Origin of the sequence: Desulfobotulus mexicanus (assembly GCF_006175995.1) — a bacterium.
GTDB lineage: Bacteria > Desulfobacterota > Desulfobacteria > Desulfobacterales > ASO4-4 > Desulfobotulus > Desulfobotulus mexicanus.
In genome coordinates, this window is sequence record NZ_VDMB01000017.1 from 62,177 (window position 1) to 82,303 (window position 20,127).

At 47.1% G+C, this 20,127-nt stretch carries 20 protein-coding genes and 1 pseudogene; 7 read left to right on the forward strand and 14 right to left on the reverse strand.

The window, feature by feature from the left end; genetic code table 11:
- Positions 1-192: 192 nt before the first annotated feature.
- Positions 193-366: pseudogene (locus tag FIM25_RS17915) on the forward strand (IS701 family transposase); the annotation flags it as partial.
- 26 nt (positions 367-392) lie between these two features.
- Here the strand turns inward: FIM25_RS17915 and FIM25_RS12505 are convergent.
- From FIM25_RS12505 to FIM25_RS12525, 5 genes are all read right to left on the reverse strand, one after another.
- Complete coding sequence (locus FIM25_RS12505; RefSeq protein WP_139449837.1) at positions 393-1,682, reverse strand: IS1634 family transposase; 1,290 nt, start codon at positions 1,680-1,682, stop codon at positions 393-395.
- Between the two features lie 166 nt (positions 1,683-1,848).
- The gene (locus tag FIM25_RS12510; protein WP_139449839.1) at positions 1,849-2,649 is read right to left on the reverse strand and encodes a phospholipase D-like domain-containing protein; all 801 of its coding nucleotides are present in this window, start codon (positions 2,647-2,649) and stop codon (positions 1,849-1,851) included.
- A gap of 53 nt (positions 2,650-2,702) precedes the next feature.
- Positions 2,703-2,996 (reverse strand): hypothetical protein, encoded by a 294-nt coding sequence (locus FIM25_RS12515; protein WP_179953351.1) that lies wholly within the window; start codon positions 2,994-2,996, stop codon positions 2,703-2,705.
- Between the two features lie 269 nt (positions 2,997-3,265).
- On the reverse strand, positions 3,266-4,054 hold the full coding sequence (locus FIM25_RS12520; protein WP_179953352.1) for a CBS domain-containing protein: 789 nt from the start codon (positions 4,052-4,054) through the stop codon (positions 3,266-3,268).
- A gap of 135 nt (positions 4,055-4,189) precedes the next feature.
- The gene (locus FIM25_RS12525) at positions 4,190-6,193 is read right to left on the reverse strand and encodes a methyl-accepting chemotaxis protein (RefSeq protein ID WP_139449845.1); all 2,004 of its coding nucleotides are present in this window, start codon (positions 6,191-6,193) and stop codon (positions 4,190-4,192) included.
- Between the two features lie 341 nt (positions 6,194-6,534).
- On the opposite strand from FIM25_RS12525, the gene FIM25_RS12530 reads away from it, so the two are divergent.
- The 3 genes from FIM25_RS12530 (at position 6,535) to FIM25_RS12540 (ending at position 8,472) form a co-directional block, all read left to right on the forward strand.
- Complete coding sequence (locus tag FIM25_RS12530) at positions 6,535-6,786, forward strand: CopG family transcriptional regulator (protein ID WP_139449848.1); 252 nt, start codon at positions 6,535-6,537, stop codon at positions 6,784-6,786.
- Positions 6,787-6,815: 29 nt separating this feature from the next.
- The gene (locus FIM25_RS12535; protein ID WP_179953353.1) at positions 6,816-7,133 is read left to right on the forward strand and encodes a hypothetical protein; all 318 of its coding nucleotides are present in this window, start codon (positions 6,816-6,818) and stop codon (positions 7,131-7,133) included.
- Between the two features lie 67 nt (positions 7,134-7,200).
- On the forward strand, positions 7,201-8,472 hold the full coding sequence (locus FIM25_RS12540) for an ATP-binding protein (RefSeq protein ID WP_139449852.1): 1,272 nt from the start codon (positions 7,201-7,203) through the stop codon (positions 8,470-8,472).
- Between the two features lie 61 nt (positions 8,473-8,533).
- Here FIM25_RS12540 and FIM25_RS12545 read toward each other — a convergent pair whose 3' ends face one another.
- The 7 genes from FIM25_RS12545 to FIM25_RS12575 all read right to left on the reverse strand — a co-directional run bounded on the left by FIM25_RS12545 (position 8,534) and on the right by FIM25_RS12575 (position 16,231).
- The gene (locus FIM25_RS12545; RefSeq protein WP_139449854.1) at positions 8,534-8,863 is read right to left on the reverse strand and encodes a hypothetical protein; all 330 of its coding nucleotides are present in this window, start codon (positions 8,861-8,863) and stop codon (positions 8,534-8,536) included.
- Positions 8,864-8,962: 99 nt separating this feature from the next.
- Positions 8,963-10,696 (reverse strand): Hsp70 family protein, encoded by a 1,734-nt coding sequence (locus tag FIM25_RS12550; RefSeq protein ID WP_139449856.1) that lies wholly within the window; start codon positions 10,694-10,696, stop codon positions 8,963-8,965.
- A gap of 40 nt (positions 10,697-10,736) precedes the next feature.
- Positions 10,737-11,657, reverse strand: a complete 921-nt coding sequence (gene grpE, locus FIM25_RS12555) for a nucleotide exchange factor GrpE (protein ID WP_139449858.1) — start codon at positions 11,655-11,657, stop codon at positions 10,737-10,739.
- Entirely contained in the window at positions 11,654-11,995 is a 342-nt protein-coding gene (locus tag FIM25_RS12560; RefSeq protein ID WP_139449860.1) for a DnaJ domain-containing protein, read from the reverse strand. The genes grpE and FIM25_RS12560 overlap by 4 nt, the downstream gene beginning before the upstream one ends.
- Positions 11,996-12,019: 24 nt before the next feature.
- Positions 12,020-14,794 (reverse strand): tetratricopeptide repeat protein, encoded by a 2,775-nt coding sequence (locus tag FIM25_RS12565; RefSeq protein WP_139449862.1) that lies wholly within the window; start codon positions 14,792-14,794, stop codon positions 12,020-12,022.
- A gap of 148 nt (positions 14,795-14,942) precedes the next feature.
- A complete protein-coding gene (locus FIM25_RS12570) occupies positions 14,943-16,025 on the reverse strand; it encodes a Wadjet anti-phage system protein JetD domain-containing protein (RefSeq protein WP_139449864.1) in 1,083 nt (360 codons plus the stop codon).
- Positions 16,026-16,045: 20 nt separating this feature from the next.
- Complete coding sequence (locus tag FIM25_RS12575) at positions 16,046-16,231, reverse strand: hypothetical protein (RefSeq protein WP_139449866.1); 186 nt, start codon at positions 16,229-16,231, stop codon at positions 16,046-16,048.
- 360 nt (positions 16,232-16,591) lie between these two features.
- On the opposite strand from FIM25_RS12575, the gene fic reads away from it, so the two are divergent.
- On the forward strand, positions 16,592-17,197 hold the full coding sequence (gene fic / locus FIM25_RS12580; protein WP_139449868.1) for a protein adenylyltransferase Fic: 606 nt from the start codon (positions 16,592-16,594) through the stop codon (positions 17,195-17,197).
- Positions 17,198-17,503: 306 nt separating this feature from the next.
- Positions 17,504-17,905 carry a VOC family protein gene (locus tag FIM25_RS12585; protein ID WP_139449870.1) on the forward strand — a complete coding sequence of 134 codons (402 nt, stop codon included), beginning with the start codon at positions 17,504-17,506 and terminating at the stop codon, positions 17,903-17,905.
- Here the strand turns inward: FIM25_RS12585 and FIM25_RS12590 are convergent.
- Together FIM25_RS12590 and FIM25_RS12595 are read right to left on the reverse strand one after the other, a co-directional pair.
- Positions 17,884-18,597 (reverse strand): helix-turn-helix domain-containing protein, encoded by a 714-nt coding sequence (locus FIM25_RS12590; protein WP_139449872.1) that lies wholly within the window; start codon positions 18,595-18,597, stop codon positions 17,884-17,886. The two genes, FIM25_RS12585 and FIM25_RS12590, sit on opposite strands and share 22 nt — an antisense overlap.
- A gap of 190 nt (positions 18,598-18,787) precedes the next feature.
- Positions 18,788-19,822, reverse strand: coding sequence for a Fic family protein (locus tag FIM25_RS12595; protein ID WP_179953354.1), 1,035 nt, complete (start codon positions 19,820-19,822; stop codon positions 18,788-18,790).
- A gap of 114 nt (positions 19,823-19,936) precedes the next feature.
- Here FIM25_RS12595 and FIM25_RS12600 point away from each other — a divergent pair.
- Positions 19,937-20,127 (forward strand): helix-turn-helix domain-containing protein (locus tag FIM25_RS12600; protein ID WP_139449876.1); only part of this gene is annotated, 191 nt, incomplete at its 3' end.

The window sequence follows — 20,127 nt, forward strand, 5'->3', positions numbered from 1 at the left end:
TTGTCCAGATATTTTGGCGCTCGCTACCTGTCAGAATCTATTTTATGAATACATGCTCACATCTTAAATGTAAGAATTTACAAGTTATTGTTCCATGTAAAAAAAAAGAAAAAATCCAGCTTTAAATAAACCATATATTCTAGGAGTTACGCAGTTGATGTTTTTACCGGTTCCATTTAAGGTTTAAAGATTATGAATCCACCAAAATTTTCTGAATATGATTACATGGCTTTTTTGACAGCAAGTCCCAAAATTTTTACCTGCACAGAGGTTGAGAGAGTTTTACAGGAGCAAAAAAATGCTCCTGCGCATGATTCCATCAATCGACTTCTTCACAGGCTTACGCCTTCAGCATCGGCTCTTCGTACCTGAAATCCCGCTCTTTTTTATACCTACGCAGGTTCTTTAACTCCAAAGGCTTTAAAGATAGTCATTTGAAGTCTGGTTAATGGAAAAAGGATTTTGGTTCCCTTGATTTCCTGTCTGCGCAACTTGGATAAAGTCAGAAGCAATTCCTTCATTGTCATTTTGCAATACAGTTTTTCCTGAAGCATCGTGTAGTGGATCTTTGACAACAATATGAGTGCCAGGAAACCTACGAAGGTTTTATTCCTGGCATTGTGATTGCTGTGAACCCTTAGTCTGCCAAGATCAAGGTTGTTTTTCATTCGGTCAAAGCCTTTTTCAACGACATCCTTATCCCGGTAAATCCTGAGGGCTTCTGTCGCTTCTGAGACATCGTTACTGATGAGCACCATCCAGCCAGCATAGCCGAGGGCTTTTTCGACAGCATCCTCTCTTATGGAGACTGTGTAACCACTGCTCTGTTTTGTGGAACGGCGGATAATCAGATATTTTCTGTATTGAGCATCCCCGGAAGCCATTACCGGATTCTCCTTTGCAAAATCCCTGAGTCTTGCAGTATAAGAATAAAGATCTTCCCGGATTTTGGCTCCTTTCAGGGCATTATAATAAACATGGACATAAATCCGATGCTCCGGATTCCATGCCTGCTCTTTGGTCACTGCCCTTATGGAATCTGAACCTATGACAATTGTGTTTGTGACCCGGTCAATGTCTTTGCGTTCGCTATCCACACTTTTTTTAGCAATTCCGGTAGTAAAAGGGACTGCTATCAGCCAACGCAAATCGGCTTGTTCCAGCATACTGTTTACATTCTGTATACTGTAAAAGCCTTTGTCCATTACTAAGCGCAGGGGGCGGTTCTGGGTAAAAATCGCCAACTTGGAAAGAGTTGTCTTCAGAGTACTCACATCCTTCAGGCTGCCGCTATAGAATTCCTGGTAAATGGGAAGGTGTGAATTTTCACCCATCAGCAGGCAGAGGTTCACCTGAGGTAATGACTCATGATCGCGATTATAGCCCCACTCCACATCATCAATAAGGTTTGAGTATGATGAGATGGAAGTAATATCCAGGGCCAGATACTCTTTTTCTGACCGCAATTTGCACCATAACTGATAAAATTGATTCTGCTGATCCGCTGAGATCACTCCCATAAGTTCACTTATCCGCTGAGAAGACATGCTGCCCACAGGCAGGCATTCTGTATTTCCGATGAGGCAGCGTTTATTTCTGGATTTTCCCTCACTATTTCGATAGGATTTTGACTCATAAAGATAAGTATGGTTTCCAACTTTTTGCTTCACGATGCAAGTCATGCTTCCCCCCTTGTGGTAATATGTTATTATACCTGCAAAGGGTCAAAAAACCAGCTTTTTTAAACTTTTAAAAAATTAATTTTCAACAAAAATCAAGGGTAATCCTTGGTGTTTCAGGTTCTTACGCAAAATATCAGCACGGCATTAAGCGTTGTAGGTATACAAATCAACAGGGAATCGAGGTTGTTACTTTGAGATTCCACTCTAGGCCGTTTGTTAATGCGGAACGAGAAAGATTGGATGAACCAATATAGCCTGTATCAAAACCGCTTTTTCTATGAAAAAGGTAGGCTTTGGCATGAAGGCGTTCACGATCCGTGTTGTAACTGAGACGAACTTCTGTATTAGGTAGGCTGGCAAGAAAGTCTACGGCTTTTTGATCCGTTGCCCCCATATATGAGGTTGTAATGATTCTTATTTTTGTTCCGTTTGAAACAGCTTCTTTAAGAGTATCGGAAAAAATTCTAATGCCAGTCCACTTGATAAATGAAACCAGCCAGCAGATTTCATCAGAAGATAGAATTTCACGCTTTAACTCAGATTCAAGAGAAATTCCTATATTGCTTCCCGTAAAAAGTTCACTTTGAGTAAGTCCCGTTTTTGGAGTAATTTTTAATACATGGGATTTTAAATTTGCTGCAATTGGATTAGACGTATCAAAAAGAGCTGTGAGTATTTCTCCTTGTGATGTCAGAATATTTTCTGAAATTTCAGTATTATTCAAATACTCAGAAAGCCATTTGACCAGTGCATTAGAAAGATCAATTTGTGTTAATACTTTATCTTCATTGCTGGGCAAATAATCAAAAGCAATCACCAGTACACGGGATAAAAAACGAGATAAGTATTCTGCCGCCTCAGCAGGGTCAAGTTTCTGTTTTTCGATGAAATAGGAGCCTTCAAGCTCTGCTAATCGTTTTTGAATTAGGCGCGTGACAAGAGATTCATAAATTCCAGATACTGTCATTCCTATAGGCCCCGTTTTTCTAGTCTGATTTGTGCATAAATGTTTGTTTTCAATTAAAATGGAATACCATCCTCATCTTCCTCCACACACCGAACCGGAGTATATGAATCGGAAAGGAGCTCTTCCTCTTTGATAAGCTCCCAGAATCCATTCCTATGCAACCACAGGGGATCGGCATTGTTCGCTATGAATTCATCCGCAGGGATTCCGTCTATGGTTTCAGGTCTTTTGATTCTGACCTGCTTTCCATTGATGAAAATCCACTGGTATTTTTTCTGGCGCTCTTTTTTGGCTGCATTCTGTGCCTGTTTCTGTACCTTTGTCAGTTTTTTCTTTATTTTTTTCACAGCAGAATGGACCATTATTTGATTGATAAGAGAGCTTTTTAAAATAAATCATGGGGCCATTTTTGAAATTCCATCCCCCCTTCAAGCGGGTTCCTCAGCCTGTTTTCTTCCGGCTTATGATTCTTGCGTCTGGATTATCTCATAGGATGCTCAGGTATTTTTTTCAAGGCTTTGCCCATTAAAGTCTTATTTCCTTGAGGTCATGGCATTTTTGAGGGGCTGGCCTTTGGATTTAACGTCCATTGAATGGAAAGCTGTTTTGTTCAGGGTTAAAATGAATACATATTCAAAATAATGGAAGCTCTGGTGATTTCTCCCGCAAGCTTTCCCTTTAGAATCACGGGCAAAAGACCGGTTTCCGAGCGGGACATGAGAAGCAGGGCATGGCGCAGGCTGTCTTCTGGAGAGACAGAAGGCACCTCCCTGTTCAGCATGGCGGTAACGGGCTGTTCCCATTGCCGGTCCTGGCGGATGGAGGCAATGGTTTTTTCGGAGATGGTGCCGAGAAATCTGTCTTCATCATCCACCACAGGCAGTGCTGTTTTTCCGGTTTTCTGAAGACTGTCCGCCGCCTGCCGGACGGTATTTCCGGCTAAGAGTTTTTCCGGTACAGGACTCATGAGGTGACGCACGGAGGTTTCCTCCACCTTTGTGCTTTGAATACAGTCCAGAACCTGCTGATGAACGCTTTCAAGAGAGCCCTTCAGTATGGCCGAACCTGCTCCGGGATGTCCGCCGCCGCCCAGTCTTCGCATCATGGCACCCAGATCCAGCTCCCTTGCGCTGCTGCGTGCAATCACGGCCATTTTTTCAGGCCCCATGGGAAAGATGCCGAAGGCCGCATCCAGCCCCTGAATCTCTTTGAACTGATGCACCACTGTCGGCAGCATGGTCAGCCCCTTTTCCACTTCAAGGGAAGAGATCCCTATTTTCAGGCTTCCCAGGGCAAAGGTTCGGGCTTCGCCCAGCATACGCTGGAAAAGAGCCATGTGCCGTTCATCCAGCGCACTGTCCTGATAGGCGGCCACCACATGGAGGTCGGCCCCGTTTTCCTGCATGAAGCCCACCATGTGCACATCTCTGGCTGTAGTTTGTGGGTTTTTATATGTTGATGCAGTTTCTTTGTTTTTTTTAGCAGGCGTTTTCTTAAACCTTGCAGCATTGGAAAACCGGTCCGACAAGTCTTTGGGCAGCTATGATGATCGGAGAAGCATTTCCAGCTCATCCTCTTCCATACCAGCCACTTCCCTGGCCATGTTTTTGGCAAGATCCTTGGTTTCATTGATTTTTTCGTCGGCCTCTTTTATGCCTTCAGAAACATTCCCCAGATTGGCTGCCACATCCCCCGTTACAGCCGCCTGTTCTTCAATGGCTGAGGCGATGCCCAGAACCGTTTCATTGATGATATGGACAATTCCTGCAATTTTTTCCATGTCATTAATGGCATGGCCCGAAGATGTCTGAACGCTGCTGATCCTTTCCTTGATATCTTCTGTGGCAGTGGCTGTCTGTCTGGCAAGACCTTTGATTTCATCTGCAACCACGGCAAAGCCTTTGCCTGCCTCACCGGCCCTTGCTGCTTCTATGGTGGCGTTCAGGGCCAGCAGATTGATCTGGGCTGAGATATCCGTAATGGTTTCTGTGAATTTACCTATTTCCTGCGATGCCGTGCCCAGTTGTTGCATCATTTTTGAAATGGATGCCACCTGATTTTCTGCATCATGGGCAGTGCCGCGGGCTTTTTCCGAACTTCTGGCAATTTCAGTGATGGTGGCACTCATCTCTTCCGTTGCACCCGCCACAGATGAAAGGTTTTCCGATGCACGGTCCATGATTCCGGCCACCTGGCCTGTGTCCTTAACCATGGTTATGGCAATCTCCTTTGCCCTTTTCTCCAGCTCTGCCTTCAGATGATAATGGCAGTTTTCCGGTCTGTTCAGGCCATTTTGAAGGGCAACGGCCATGGCATGGCAGGACTTGTAACCGCAGGAGTTGCAGTTGTACATGTCTTTGGTGCTGTGTTTGCCCATGCTGGCGTAGGCATCCTTGAGTTTTGCATCGGGGATGTTGAATTCAAAGGAGTGGCTTTTGCTCCTGTCTTCATATTTTCTGTCATAAAGGCCTTTTTTCCAGTAGCGGTTCAAAAGGGTTTCCAAATTTTTTCTGGTCCGGTCATCCGCTCGAAAACCCTGCTTTTTATACTGTTCCTTCATTTTTCGGCTGCGGGCCTCCACAAGGGATTCAATCTCATCGGGATGCATGCTTTTACCCAGAGTTGCAGTCCCTCCATTGCAGCCGGTATCGCAGTTCAGGCAGTCGATGAGCAGTGGAGCTTTACCGGAAGCAATCATGGGAGCAAGGCCTTCAAGGTAGTGATAGACAACATGGGGCCCTTCTATTTTGCGGGCTGCGGAAGCAATGCCCGGTTTCCAGCGTTCAGCCGTTCGGAGAAGGCCGCCGGGTGTGGAAAAGAGGACGGCCCGCTCTGCGGGCGGATTGTCGTATTCCAGGGCAGGAAAGGAGGCAAGGGAAATTCTGTTCTTCTGGAGATAATCCGCAATGGAGGAGAAGGTAACATTGTAATCCCCAAGACCCGTTGCATGGAATTCCCGTTTTTTTGCCCAACAGGGAGAAATGACAGCAAATTTTGCGCCTCTGTATTCGGGATAGAATTCCTGCACCATTTTTATGGTATGCAGCATGGGGCTGTGGGCCGGAGCGAGATAAGGCAGCAGTTCCGGATGGTATATTTCAATGAAGGAAACAATGGCAGGGCAGGGCTGGGCAATGACGGCCTTTGGGCTTTTAGCTTCAATATGTTCAAGGTAGCTGCGTATGGTGAGTTCCGCCCCGAAGCTGACATCGAAAAAGGCCTGAACACCGAGGGATTTAAGCCATCCGTTGAGGTTCAGATATTGCTCAGGAAAATTGGAGGCCACACCGGGGGCTACAATGGCAACGGTCTTTTCTCTGCGGGAAAGGGCCTCCATAAAAGGCTTAAAATCATCGATTCCATGGCGGGCATCGTGGGTGCAGGCAGTAAGGCACTGCCCGCATCCGATGCACAGATCCTGAATGCATGCCACATGGTCGCCGCTGGCATCATTGCAGTAATATACGGGACAGACATAAACGCAGGCATGACAGTTCACGCATTTTTCACTGTCAACCTCAATGATAGCAGGCAGTTTTTTCATAACAGCTCCCTTGTGGGCTTTGGTTTTTTTTAAATGAATCAGGTGCTTGAGAAGCAAGTACAAGGTGGTGGATCAGGCTGATATTCACTATCTACAGAGATAATATCCTGTGTTTGAAGGCAAAAGGCAAAGGCTTTCTGGTGATGCCGTGTTTTGTGGTGAACACCGTTATTTTGGCTGATACAGTGACGGGCTGTTTCAGAATATGCTTTCTGGTGTATAAAGCAGTTCCGCCTGTTTTTTATCTGAAAACGCATGTTTTTATTCAAAGACGGCAAAAAACGTCTTGATGCTTAAATGCTATGGCCTTATATTTTTGTCAAACGAATGGAGGTGCACCTATGGAAACAACGACCAGACGAACCACAGTTTATCTTGATGAAATACTTCATAAAGCTCTTAAGTTGAAAGCTTTTGAAACATCCCGTTCCATATCGGACCTTGTTAATTCGGCCATCAGAGAAGCCCTTGCCGAAGATGCCGCAGATCTTGCCGCATTCGAAAACCGGATGGATGAGCCTTTGATCAGCTATGATGAAATGGTAAAAAGGCTAAAAAATGATGGCCTGATGGATAAGGACAAAGTTATCTGACCCCCTTATCCGGTGATTATGGTGCCGATGTGGTTGTGTTTTCAGAAAAAGGCAATGCTCTCATTCAATGTAAAACCAGTATGTATAGTCTGGAAGATGCTAAAATGGTTTTGGAACCTTATAATGCGCGACCCGAGTATGAGGCTCGTTTTCATAAAGAATTTCCAAAACTGATTTTTTGCACCAATGCTTTGCATGTGGGAAATAAGGTCAGGGAAAAAGTAAAAAAATATGGGATAGACATCTGGACGGCAAAGGAGATGGGACGCTTGTTGGATATATCTACGGTTCATTATGAAGATCTGTTGCGCTGGGAGTCTGCCGAACGCCTGTCTCTGGATTCATGAAAACGCTATCCATGTGTATAAAAAGAAAATTCAGCCATATTACAGATGGCAGAAATGGAATAAGCCAATGCATGAAAAGTCCCTTGACCTTCTCAGGCGTATTGCCCTTGGAGAAGATTCGTCACTTGAACTTAAGGTTCTTGAATTCAGCGGGAACAGGATTGCAGAATCCCACAGAAGTGGCGTGGCGGATGAATTGGCGGCCATGGCCAATACGGTAAAGGGAACCATGGTGCTGGGGGTGGATGGCAGAACCAGAAAAATCCTTGGTATCCCCTTTGAAAAGCTGGATATTGCGGAAGACTGGGTGCGTTCCCTGTGTAATGATGCCATCACACCGCCCCTGGACTGCGTGATCCGCAAGCTGTTCCTTGAAGATGATGGGGGAGAAGAGAAGGCCGTTTTGTGCATTGATGTGCCTAAAAGCCTGTTTGTGCATAAAAGTCCCAATGGTTATTTCCGACGTATTGGCAGTTCCAAACGGGAGATGCCACCGGATGCCCTTGCCCGTCTTTTTCAGCAGCGAAGTCAGGCGAGATTGATTCGTTTTGATGAACAGACGGTACCGCATACCGACCTTCAGGATTTAAGCCCTGTACTATGGAATCGTTTCCGCACGGTTCTTTCTCCAAAGGAGGATCAGGAGTTTCTGGAAAAAATGAAGCTGATCGCTCCGGATGAAGACGGAGGTATCCGTGCAACGGTAAGCGGTGTGCTCATGGTTTGTGATTCACCGGAAAAATTTATGCCCAGTGCCTTTATTCAGGCGGTGTGTTACCGGGGAAATGAAAGGACTGCTGCTGCCCAGCTGGATGCCAGGGATATTGTGGGGCCTCTGGATGTTCAGATAAGGGAAGCCTGCAACTTTGTGGAACGGAATATGCGTGTGTATGCCACCAAGGCACCCAACCGTATTGAAATTCCTCAGTTTTCCATGAGTGCAGTCTTTGAGGCCGTTGTGAATGCCGTGGCCCACAGGGATTATTCCATTTACGGTTCCAGAATCCGTATGCACCTTTTTTCAGATCGCCTTGAAATTTTTTCACCGGGAACCATCCCCAATACCATGACCATAGAAAGTCTTTCGGAAAGGCAGTCTTCCCGCAATGAACTGCTTTCTTCCCTGCTGGCACGGTGTCCCCTTAATGTGAATGCAGCAGGCAGTCGGAGGGAATTTATCATGGACAGGCGGGGTGAGGGGGTTCCTATTATTATAGTGGAAAGCGAGCGGCTTTCGGGCAGAAAGCCGGAGTATCGTCTGATTGATGATGCAGAATTGAAACTGACCCTTTTTGCGGCAAAGTCTCCCCATGGGGATGTAGATGGGCTGATTTCATAAGTCTGGCCTGTGTTTATTGGCCCTTGTTGGCAGAAACTTTGCCCGAAGCATTTAATTTTTTTTATGTTTGCCTGCATTCTTGCGTATCAGAATACTTTCCGGACAGCCTCGCAGCCATTTTTTGGGCCATGAGCGCTTTGGGGTAGTTTTGCATATGCAGGGCGGAAATGGCAAGGAGGCGGCAGGCTTCAGGGCTGGCTTTCAGGGAAACCCAGCGGCTGGAGTGTATGTACAGGGTTTCCATATCTTTTTTTTCATGGGCCTGACGGGCTTTTATGGCATGATTTTCAGCTTCTTTCTCCACATCCAGAAAAAGCTGGAGATCCAGTTTGCAGCGGTGGCAGGTGGTTTTTTCTGCAGTTTTGGCTTTGCATGCCGGGCAGGTATCCATGGTGATTCATCCCATATTTTGGAGGTCTGTTTTGATTTTAACGAAGAAGAAGGGCAGGCACAGGGGCCTGCCCCTACTCCCCACTAATATTTGACAGCATCAGTCAATATAGAAAAGGATGTCCTCCAGTGCCATGCGGATGTCTTCCGCATCGTCCATGCGTTTTTCTTTGACGGCCTGGCGCAGGTCTTCCATGAGATTGATGATCTCATCCTTGTCTTCTTCGGCGGCCCGGTCCAGCTTTGACTTTGCATCTTCAAGGATTTCCTGGATGTCTGAAGGCAGGTCCGGGGCCTCTTCTTCCATTGTTTCCTGATCAGGACTTTCTTCTTCTCCCCAGAGGGTTTCCATGCGCTCACGGGAGCCGGCAATACTCAGCGCATCCTGGGAAAAGGCGTTTTCAATGACCGCCTCAAGGGAGTGGCCCGTAGCTTTTTCCTCTGCCCTGATCTTAAGGATGCCGTTCACATCCAGATCATAGCGGAAAATGATGGGAGCCTGCTCTTCCTGGGGGGTCAGTTCAAACATGTATTTTCCAATCAGTGTGTTTTCAGTGGCATCACTGTTTTCGCCCTGATAAACAAGGATTTCAATCTGCTTCTGATAAGGAACGACGGTAGTGAAAACATCGCTGCGGGAGGCGGGGAGCTTGGTGTTGCGGCGGATCAGGGGCACATAGCAGTATTCATATAATTCACCATCTCTATATCCAAGGCTTGAAGTGCCAAAGGTATAGGGCGTGATGTCAATGAGGACGGTACTGGTTTCAATGCCCATTTCCCGGCCAGCCTGAATACCTGCGCCCAAGGCCACGCATAGATCCGGATCCACCTCGGAGTGGGGCAGGTGACCAAGCCTTTCCTCAAGGAGTCTGGAGATCATGGGAATGCGGGTGGACCCGCCCACAAGGAGGATTTTGTCCAGATCCGATGCCAGAATGCCCGCATCGTTTAAAGCCCTGCTAACCGCCTCCATGGTGCGTTCAATATCTTCCCGTATCATATCCTCAAAGTCCATCCGGGCCAGCTCATGGGTGAAGTGGATGGGCGTATCTTCCTTCTGGATAAGATGATCAAGGCTTATTTTTGTGTAGGGGGCTGTGGAAAGGGCGATTTTTGCTTCTTCCGCTGCCCTGAGCAGCCGGGCTGTGGCCTGGGGAATCCCTTCTACATCGGCCTCCTGCTCTTCTTTCAGCACTTCGGCCAGATGGGCTGCGAGTTTTCTGTCAAAATCATCACCACCCAGGAAGTTGTCCCCTGTGCTGGCCATAACCTCCACTACGCCATTTTCTATGTGCACAACGGAGACATCAAAGGTGCCGCCCCCAAGGTCAAAGACCAGCACCTTACGGCTTTCTCCATCTCCCTGTTCATAGGCCAGCGCTGCTGCTGTGGGCTCGTTGATGATGCGTACCACCTCAAGGCCTGCAATTTCTCCGGCTTCCTTGGTGGCCTGACGCTGGCTGTCCGTGAAATATGCGGGTACGGTGATGACGGCTTTTCGGATGGGCTTTTGGAGTTCCTTTTCCGCCCTTTGTTTCAGGTGGCGAAGAATTGCCGCAGAGATTTCCTGGGGCCGGAATTCCTTGTCGCCCATGCTGACTTTTTTATCAGACCCCATGAGGCGTTTCACCGAGGCCACGGTTTTTTCCGGAGCCACAAGCATCTGGTTTCTGGCTTCCATGCCCACGAGAAGACTTTCCGAGCGGTCCAGACCCACAACGGAGGGCAGAATGCCGTTGTCATTATCTGTGAGGATGATGGGTTTTCCGTCTTTAATAATGGAGACAACGGAGTTGGTGGTGCCAAGGTCGATGCCGATAATGGTTTCCATGGGTACAAATCCTTAGGGGTTGAAGTAGTACGATACTTTTTTATTCACTCACAATGACATCCGCATAGCGCAGCACCGCATCTTTACGGATATAAGCGCTGGACAGGGTGCGTATGACTTTGCCGGAAGGAATATTTTCGCTGGCTTCCACATGGATGGCCTTCATCCATCTGGGATCAAAGTCTTTCCCGTCCGTTTCAATGGCCCGGATGCCTGCTGTGGCAAAGGCCGCATCCAGGCGTTGCAGGGTAAGGGTGTAGCCTTCCTGCATGGCTGAAATGGCATTGGAACTGGAAGACCTGAAAAAGCGGAAGCCTTTTCTTTGGGGTGCCTTTGCCGCTTCCAGGCCCCTTAGAAGGGCATCCCGAACATCAAGAAAGGGTCGGATGGCATTTTGTTCCGCAGCGTCTCTGATGCGGACTTCCAGCTCCACCAGACTGGCGGTGCGGGACCGGAAAAGTTCTGCCGCATCATTATGGTCGTCCATGAACTGCTGCAGGGTTTTGATGGCCCGGACCTGCTCCCTGTTCTGCATACGGATTTCCTGGCGCAGGCCTGAGAATTCGGAAAGAAGGGTGTAAAGATCGCAGCTTTCCATGCCTGCACCTTCAGAAGGCGGGGTGTCCGGCAGATCTTTGAGCCAGGTCTCAAAATCTTCAAGACTGCTTTTTTTCCAGTCTGTCAGGGGTGTATCTTTTTCTGACTTTTCCTGAACTTTTTGATTCAGTAGATGTGCAAGCCACTTAAGAAAGGGTAGGTAGCATTTTCTGTCCATCCAGAGGATAAGATTTTTCATGCGCCCATAGAGCCATGTGGCAAATATCTTAAGCTGGTCCCATATCCACAGGGTAAATATTTTCATTCGTCCGTATGACCAGATGGCAAATATTTTCCCTTGGCCGTATATCCAGATGAAAAGCCTGCGGATGAGCTGAAACAGGCTGAGAAGCAGTTTTTTCATTTAGCTTTCCCCCAATCTCTTACAGCACGCCCTGCCGGTCCCTTGCCCCTTTCCGCAGCAAGAATTTCTTTCAGAGTGGGTCTGCGGCGCTCAAGGCTGATTTCTCCTGTGATGAAATCCAGCCCCATATCTCCATCCCTGAATTTATAGCTTCCGAAAAGGCGGTTGTGTATGCGGCTTCTCTGGTCCTTGATACTGTCGTAGGATTCAGAGAAAATGCGGAAACGATCAGGATCTTTTTCCGGAGTATGCTCCCGTATTTTTTCAAGATAAGCTTTTCGGATTTCCTGATCCGAAGCCGATTCCGTGACTCCGAGTATGCGGTAATTTGTAAACATGGTGCACTCCCTGGCACTGGGCCATTATCGAAAGAGTATTTTTGCATGGGCAGAAGAAAAACCGGCCCGTACTTCAGGGGAAAGATTCTGGATCAAAGCCTTCATGTTGTGGAAACTTCTGTGGCCTGAGTCTTCAAAAAGGGAGTAAAACATTTCTTTGATAAGGGCCGTAGGAGCTCCGGTCTTCAGAATGATGTCCAGCAGGGCTTTAACGGCTTTGGCAAAGGATTTTTGTTCTTCGATGCTGAAGGGACGACCCTTTGCACCGTACATATGGTACATGCCGGTCAAGGTGAGCAGATGCTGAATGATTTGCTGACCAAAGATGTCCATAGGATTTGTAAAGAATGGGTCGTTATCGGGATTGGGCATATTTTTTCCAAAAGGAGGCATCGGCTCAGGATAGTCAAAGAGATCATCGTCATCATCGTCGTCATAATAGTCGTCATCATCTCTAAGGAAGAACATATTCTCATTAAAATCAAGAGCTTTAAATCTTTTCTGTAGATATTCAGGTACAAAGTCTGCCAGTGTGCGGGCGATCTTGCGGACCCTTTCCTTATCCTCTGCATCTACTTTTTCCATCTGAGCCTCAAGGGAAAAGAAATTGAATCTTCCACCGCTGGAGATGCCCTTAAGAATTTCCTGTATGATTATGAAAAGAGCCCTTCTGGAGGGAGTTTTCACCTTTCTGACGCGGAGGGCACTTTCATTTTTAAAAAGATTCAATGTTTTTTTATTCTTCTGCCAAGACAGTACCAGACAAAAATCTTCATCTGAAAGCCTGTTAATAATATTGATTTTTTCCGTAAGCAAAAAGTCCATGGGGCTGCGCTTGTGGTTGCGGTAGAGGACGGCTTCTTCTTCGGGAAAATCACTGAGCAAAAGGAGCATCTCCTTTTGGGGCAGGGCTTCAGGAGCCTTTAATTCTTCAAGGATGATTTTTTTGAGCTGTTTTGAAGTAGTGGACCTGTTTGCACCAATGCCCTCACTCTCCCTGTCCAGATAAAAAAAGGCCATGATTTTCAGCTTCATCACCTTTGGAAAGCTCTGAAGCACTGAGGTCAGCCTGTCTTCAAGGGTTTTTTCCGGCTCAAGGATTTCGAGAATCCGCAGGCGGATGAGGGCTGCATGGGGATTGATGGAAGATAGTTTTAGTGCCTCTGTCTGTTTCAGATCTTCAAGGGCCAGCTCCACCTTCTTTCTGCCAAGGCTTCTTTTGGCGGATACCAGAAGGGAAATGGCATAGCGCAGATTTACCTTGGGATCGTGGGGAGCCCGTTTTCTGGCTTCCAGCATGGCGGATTCCGCCTTTCGGTGGGCGCCCTTCAGATCGTAGAGGGTGGCAAGTTCCAGGCAGGGGAAGGGGTCTTTGGGAAAAAGCTCCTGCATCTTTATAAAAAGGGGTTCAAGCTGCCTGCGCATCTCAGCACTTTTCCGGATGATTTCACTGACCCTGAGCATCTCCCAGGCATCCCGGTTTTTAGGATCCCACTCCAGCGCTTTGGCAAGGATGGCAATGCGAAAAATTTCCATATCGTCTGAATCTTCATCACTAACGGAAAGATTTTCTATGTCGCTGAGGGCATCGTATAGATCGAAAATGACTTCTTCTTCATCCAGACTGGCAGATCGTGTGAGTATCCAGATGAGGATCATGCCCCTTGCCATATTTGCTTCTTCGGAATCTGTAAAAATTTTAGAACATAATGGGATAAGATCTGGAAGAATGGCATCCATATCCCAATTCAGGTAGAGTCCGATTTTTAATAAAGAAAATAAAGCCGTCTCATGGGGCAGATGTTTCTTTAACCCATCCTTGATGACCGTTAAAATTTTTGGATTCTGGTCGTAGCTACGCATGGTCTCAAAGATATCCGTCAAAAGCTCTTTTTTATGGTCCAGGTCAAGACTTACGGCCAGATCCATGGCTGCGGCGGGAATACTTTTCCATTTCCGGTAATCCTTTACCGTCTCCTTCAATTGCTGAAGAGAGATGGCCTTTTTGGGCAGGGCTTGCCGGAAAACAGCAGCCTGGGCAGGGGGCATGGCTTTGTATTCGCCATCTTTATTTTCGGCCTCAGCCCGCAGTGCTGCCAGAGTATCGGGCAGGGGAAAGTCATCGGGCAGGGCGGAAAGGGCCCTTAAGATGCCCCGGCTGTCATCTTTAAGAAAGGCGCACATGGCCGTACAGAAAATGCGCACAGGAGCAAAGGGAGACTCTTTGGGGACACTTCGTAAAAGCGAAAGGGCATCTTCCCAGGCTCCGGTATTCATTTTTTCAATGGCAGGCATCATGCCTTCTGCCTCATTGCGTAGGGCCGAGCCGGGGGGGAGGGTATCCAGCAGATTCCATCCGGATTCAGCAAAAAGGCGCATACAGAGGATGGGGGTGATCGCTTCCTGTTCCGGGCTGTTTTCGGCAAAAGTTTTAAAGCAGGCCATGAGGGTGCCAAGGGGAAGATAGTCTGCCATGAGACGGAGATCTTCTTTTTGAAGGGCAGGCATGGTTTTAAGGTAATCGACAGCCATGTTAGCCATGGCATCTCCTTCCGTTTCCATGGCTTTGGCGTAAAGCTGTCTGGCCCGGTGCAGGGAGGCCCTAAAAAACCTGGGAGCCAGTTCGGATTCCTTAATACCGGATTTTCGTGCCTGTTTCAGAAGGGCCAGGGTGTCCCGGTACTTTTCCTTGGTCATGGCAGCGTCCGCATCACCAAGGAGCTTTTCAGGGCTTGCAGCGGCAGAATCTTTGAAAGAAGCCGTTCCGGTTTTTTTGTTTTTTTTCTGTTTTTTTGTCATGGATCCCCGATTTCATGGCTTGAATGATAAGACAGTATTTTAAATTGCTGCTTTGTGCATACAAAAAAACAAGGGTTTGTGTCCATACAAGAGGTGAAAGGCTGTTTGTTGTCGGGTTAAAAAACAGTGGCCGAGGAGCAGAGCAGTATCAGATTTCTTTTTGAGCCGAAACCCTGCGGATATCATCAGAGGTCAGCCCCTCCTGGGGCCAGCGAAGACTTTCTGCCTTTTCAAGATAAATTTCTGCCAGTTCATCCCCCAGCCATTGCTTGGCAGCCATGGGATCGTGATCCTTGGTCTGGGATCTGTCATAGGGCGTAGGTAGGTTTTTTTCAAGGAGGGCCTTATAAAGGGAAAGGGCTGGTCGAAGTGGAAGAAGGCCCTTTTCTTTCCTCATGGCATTGATGCGGGTGGGAATGGCAATGCCTGTGGGATCAAGGTCTCCAAAATAGAGGATTTCCATGGCTTCAAGATCTGCTCTGATCTGTTCCAGCCCGTCATTGGCATATTCCCCTGCATTGGCCGATACCGTGAAACCCTTGCCATATACCACTGCTGCATAAATGCACATATCCCCATTGGCCTGGCAGCAGCTCCAGTAGGTGTTGGCGTTTTCCACAACCAGAAGTGGTTTGCCTGAAAGAAGGGCCTTATCCGGCGAGGGGATTTGGAAGGGAAGGGGTTCCGGGCAGTAAAAGCAGTCCAGAATTTCAAGGGTGATTCTGCCACCAAAAAGTCCCTTGCGGGTATAGCCATCCAGGGCCTTTTCACTTTCAAAGATCTGTAAGGCCCTTTCCCTGTGGGGAATTTTCTTTGTATCGGGTTTGCGGTTCAGCAGATAATCGTTGACCCTGATGGCCTGTTTCAGTTCTTTTTCTGTTTTCAGATGACAGGCAAAGGATGCCATGTATGTGGGTTCCCAGGCGGTCTGGTGGCGTAAATTGTAAAGTTCTGTCTTTTTTTGAATTAGGACGGCATCTTCTTCCGGCCGTAATGCGGTGACATAAGGGGGAAGGCCGGTTTTGTAATCAGATTTAGTTTTGGGAATTTGCAGCAGTTTTTCTTTTTCAAGGGTTTTCAGGATATCAAAAAGGCGTTTTGGGAGTTCGAAATCCCCTATGGATGAAGGGGCTTTTCTTCTGATGGTTTCAAGCAGAAGGACCGTTTCAATCTTTTTGCGTTTGCTGCATCGTATCACTTCCCAAACAGCTTCATGCAGGATGTTTTCCATGGAGAATATCCTTTGCCGGGTTATTGAGGCTTTTCATCTCTCCGGGGTGCATCTTCGCCCACCAGAACCGACCTGTCATTTTCCCAGAAAACCGCATACTGGTCCAGCCTGCGTTTTTTTTCAGGGCTTTTTACCATGGCCGTTCGCAGTGCTTCCAACTGCTGCTGGGCTTCAAGGGACGGCTTGTTTTTCTGCTTGATATTCATGATCCGGCTTCCCGGATGAGAAGATGATAAAAGTCTTCATGATTTATGGTTACGATAAATGTCAACAGAGCCTGCAGTCCCTTCCTCAATGGAAAAGGCATAGCAGATCAGGGATCTTTATCAGGAATGAAAATATACGGGAATAAAAATATGCCAGTTGAAAAAGGTGGGCCTGCGGAGCTGTTTTTTTAATGGAAAGCTTGTTTCCCGATGTTCCTATGGTTTATGGTGGGTTCATTTTTTCTTGAGGACTTTTTTTTGATCTTACTGATTTTAGAGCGTTAAGGAAGCTGGGTTTCAGGCTCTCAGTTTTTTTCAAGGGCTGGTGGAGACTCTCATATTGGTTGAAGGGAATATATAATGATATTAGAGAATAAACTGAACATCACCCATCAGGTGGATCTTGCCAAAGCTGAAGAGAGAATCAGCAAACAAAAAGCCAGGCAGCTCTTTGACTCTGGTGACATTGCCAAAGTCAAAGTGGGTACCTTTGAAGGGCTTTCATTTATTCATGCTTATTTGTTTGAAGATATTTATGACTTCGCAGGGCAAATCAGAACGAAAAATATAGCCAAGGGCAATTTCCGGTTTGCGCCGGTGATGTATTTGGTGCAATCTCTTGCACATATAGATTCCATGCCCCAAAGTACATTTGGCCAGATCATAGAAAAATATGTGGAAATGAACATTGCCCATCCCTTTCGTGAAGGGAACGGAAGAGCCACCCGTATCTGGCTTGACCTTATGCTCAAAAAAGAAATCAAAAAGGCGATAGACTGGAATCTGGTGGATAAAGATGAGTATCTCTCTGCCATGGAACGAAGTGTCGTCAAAGACATCGAAATTAAAGTTCTCCTCAAACAGGCCCTCACGCATCAAATTGATGACCGTTCCCTTTTTATGAAAGGTATTGATGTGAGTTATTTTTATGAAGGTTATAGTCAATATAAAACGGAGGATCTGTAGTCGGATAAAAAAGGGGCCATTTTCCGGGGCTGTGTATACACTGAAATCGTGTAGGCCCAAGGGTTTTTGTAGGGCAGTTTCAGGGTTTCTGAACCGGCTACTTCATGACAGAGAGTTCTTCGTCGGCCAGAAACTAAAAAAGCTTTTTTTTGGCTGAAAGCCTGCCATTGCCATGAAGGTATAGGGGCATTCCTGTCAGAATAGCTGGTTTTTTGGCCAAAAAATTCAAGATTCTGCCATATATCTTGAGCTATTCTGCCCATCAGCGTTTTGTATTGAGGAAAACAGGAACCCTTGGAGGAAGACATGGAAATTCAATCCGTCAGCACAACCATTGTCACGCAAAATCTTGAAGAAACAAAGGCATTTTATATCTCACACTTTGATGCCCGCCCGGCCTTTGACTGCGCCTGGTACGTGGTGCTTCGCCTTGGAGCTTCCCCGTCCGGGCCGGAAATCTGCCTTATGAAGCCCCAGGAAGGGATGGTTCCTTTTACCGGAGGTATCTTTCTGAATGTCCTTGTGACGGATGCCGATGCCATGTACGAGAGGCTGCATGATCAGGCGGGTCTGTCTGTCATCATGCCTCTGGAAGATCATCCCTGGGGAGACAGGGGCTTCGGACTTCTGGATCCCTCCGGTGCCCTTGTTTACTGCTACCATCCCATTCCTCCGGCAGCGGAGTTTCAGCAGTATATTCTTGACTGAGGATTGGGGAATGCATCGGGAGCTGTCAGCCGGGCTGTGGACAGCTCCCTGTTCATACGAAGCATTTTGGGGGTGCAGCCGAACCAGCGTCTGATCTCCCTGTTCAGATGGGCCTGATCTGAAAAACCGTGGTCTGCGGCAATATCGGCCAGGGCTATGTCCGAGGTGGCGATGGCAGACCCTGCCTTCCGTACCCGGGCCAGCCCCTTCCAGTAGTTGGATGATGCTCCCGTGAACCGAACCAGATGTCTCCTGATGCTCCGCTGACTGAATGCAGTGGCCCTTTTTATTCCTTCTGTCCCCAGTTCAGTCAGGTAGTCTGTAATCCAATGGGGGGCAGGGCTTGCCAGCGATACCACCTCTAAAAGCGCATTCTGAATTTCATCATGATCTGCTTCAAAACAGAATCTCTGCCAGGATGGCGGGTATGGGGAGATGGACAGATCCCTGCACTTTGAGCCGGGGTCATCCTTTTCCCATGGGAAGGTCAGGCCCGGCGCAAGCCGGATGCCCACAAAACGGGTTTCCTCCGGGCAGATCACAATTCTCGGAGAGGTATCCAGTCCGCTGCAGATAAGCTCTGGAGCCTGATTTTTCGGAAGAATGGCAATCAGATCCCGGCAGCCATCGGGCCAGACAAGGGACTTGCCTCCAGGCAGACAGACCTTCCATGAACAGATGATATCACCCATGGTTTATCTGTCTTTTTGTTTTTTCCACATTCAGCTCCGTGATTTCGAGGCAGTTATAGGAAATACCGTGGGAAATTCTTTTACGGCTGCTTTGTCAAATTCAATCGACAAGCAATCGAAATCTATTGGCGGGGTGAAAAAACAGTGTTTTTCTGCTGGCAGAATAATCAAAAAAAGACCTTTGGGTATTTTACCCGGAAAAGCGAAAATTCAGTGAGTATTCACCGTTATTATTCAGGAGAAGCCCCATTTCTGATAATTTGGCGAGGTCTCTCCGGGCTGTCTGGCTGCTGATACTGCTGTAGAGAAGCCTGAAGGGCATTTTTGATATGAGATCTTTTATACAAAAGACAAAATCAGGTGGATAATCGAGAAGAAGAGTCAGCAGCTCAAAATGTCTTTTGTTTATCTCTTTTTTCTGGCTCTGGTCTGTGTAATGATCTTTTAATGCAAAGATTTTTATGGAAGAAATTATTATTTTCTTAATTTTTTCCATGGAAAATATGGCAGCATCCAGAAAAAATTCTAAAAAAGGAGTGGCATCGTTTCCGAGTCTGTTTGTTTTTGAAAAAGCATTATAATAATTGTCTATGTTTCTGTAATAATAGTTTGATAATTCTCCGGGTATGTATTGCAGCTTGCCAGTTTGCAAGATAAGGGCTTCCAGCAGCCGGGCTGTTCTTCCGTTTCCGTCCCAGAAGGGATGGATGGTACATAAATAATAGTGTGCAAGGGGTGCCCTTATGAGGGGGGGCAATTCCAGTATTTCATGGCTGTTCATCCATTCTGTGAAGGCAGCCATCAGCAGGTTGACGTCATCCAGGCATTTGGGAGGCCTGTATACGCCGCCATGGGCTTTGTCGCCGACTTCCACCCTTCCGTTTCGGTAATTGCCAGGTATGTTGTATTCATGGGGCACATTAGTGGTAATGATTTTATGCAGATTCCGGATGAGCTGTTCGCTGATCAGAAAAGGCTGAGAGATGATTTTTTTCTCAGAGAGATAATCATAGGCCTTAATAAGATTTTTGATCTCTTGCTGATCTTTGGCAGAATACTCAATAAGATCATGGCCTTCTGATATTTTTCTGACATCTGCTTCTGATATGGGGTTGCCTTCGATGGCGGCGGTCCCGGCAATGGAGCTGTACATGATCTCTGGTTCCAGTCGTGATGCCAGACCGGAGAAAACGGGCAGCTCTGCAATGGTTTCATTCAGAACCATTGCCCTGATAAACAGCTCCCTTATTTTTTGAGAGTCATATTTTTCCTGGAAAATGAATTTTCCGGATTTACTAAAAAGTTCAAAACCAACTCGACATGATGTATATTGCTGCTTATGAAAAAACAAGACGCTAGAAAACTCGATCATAAGACCCGTGAGGCTATCCGTATACGCGCTGTCCAGCAGATCGAATCGGGTGAAAGCCCAGAGGTTATCGCCAGGGCTCTGGGTTACCATCGATCCGCAATTTACCAGTGGATAGCCAAATACCGCAAAGGCGGCCTTGACGCTTTAAAGACGAAACC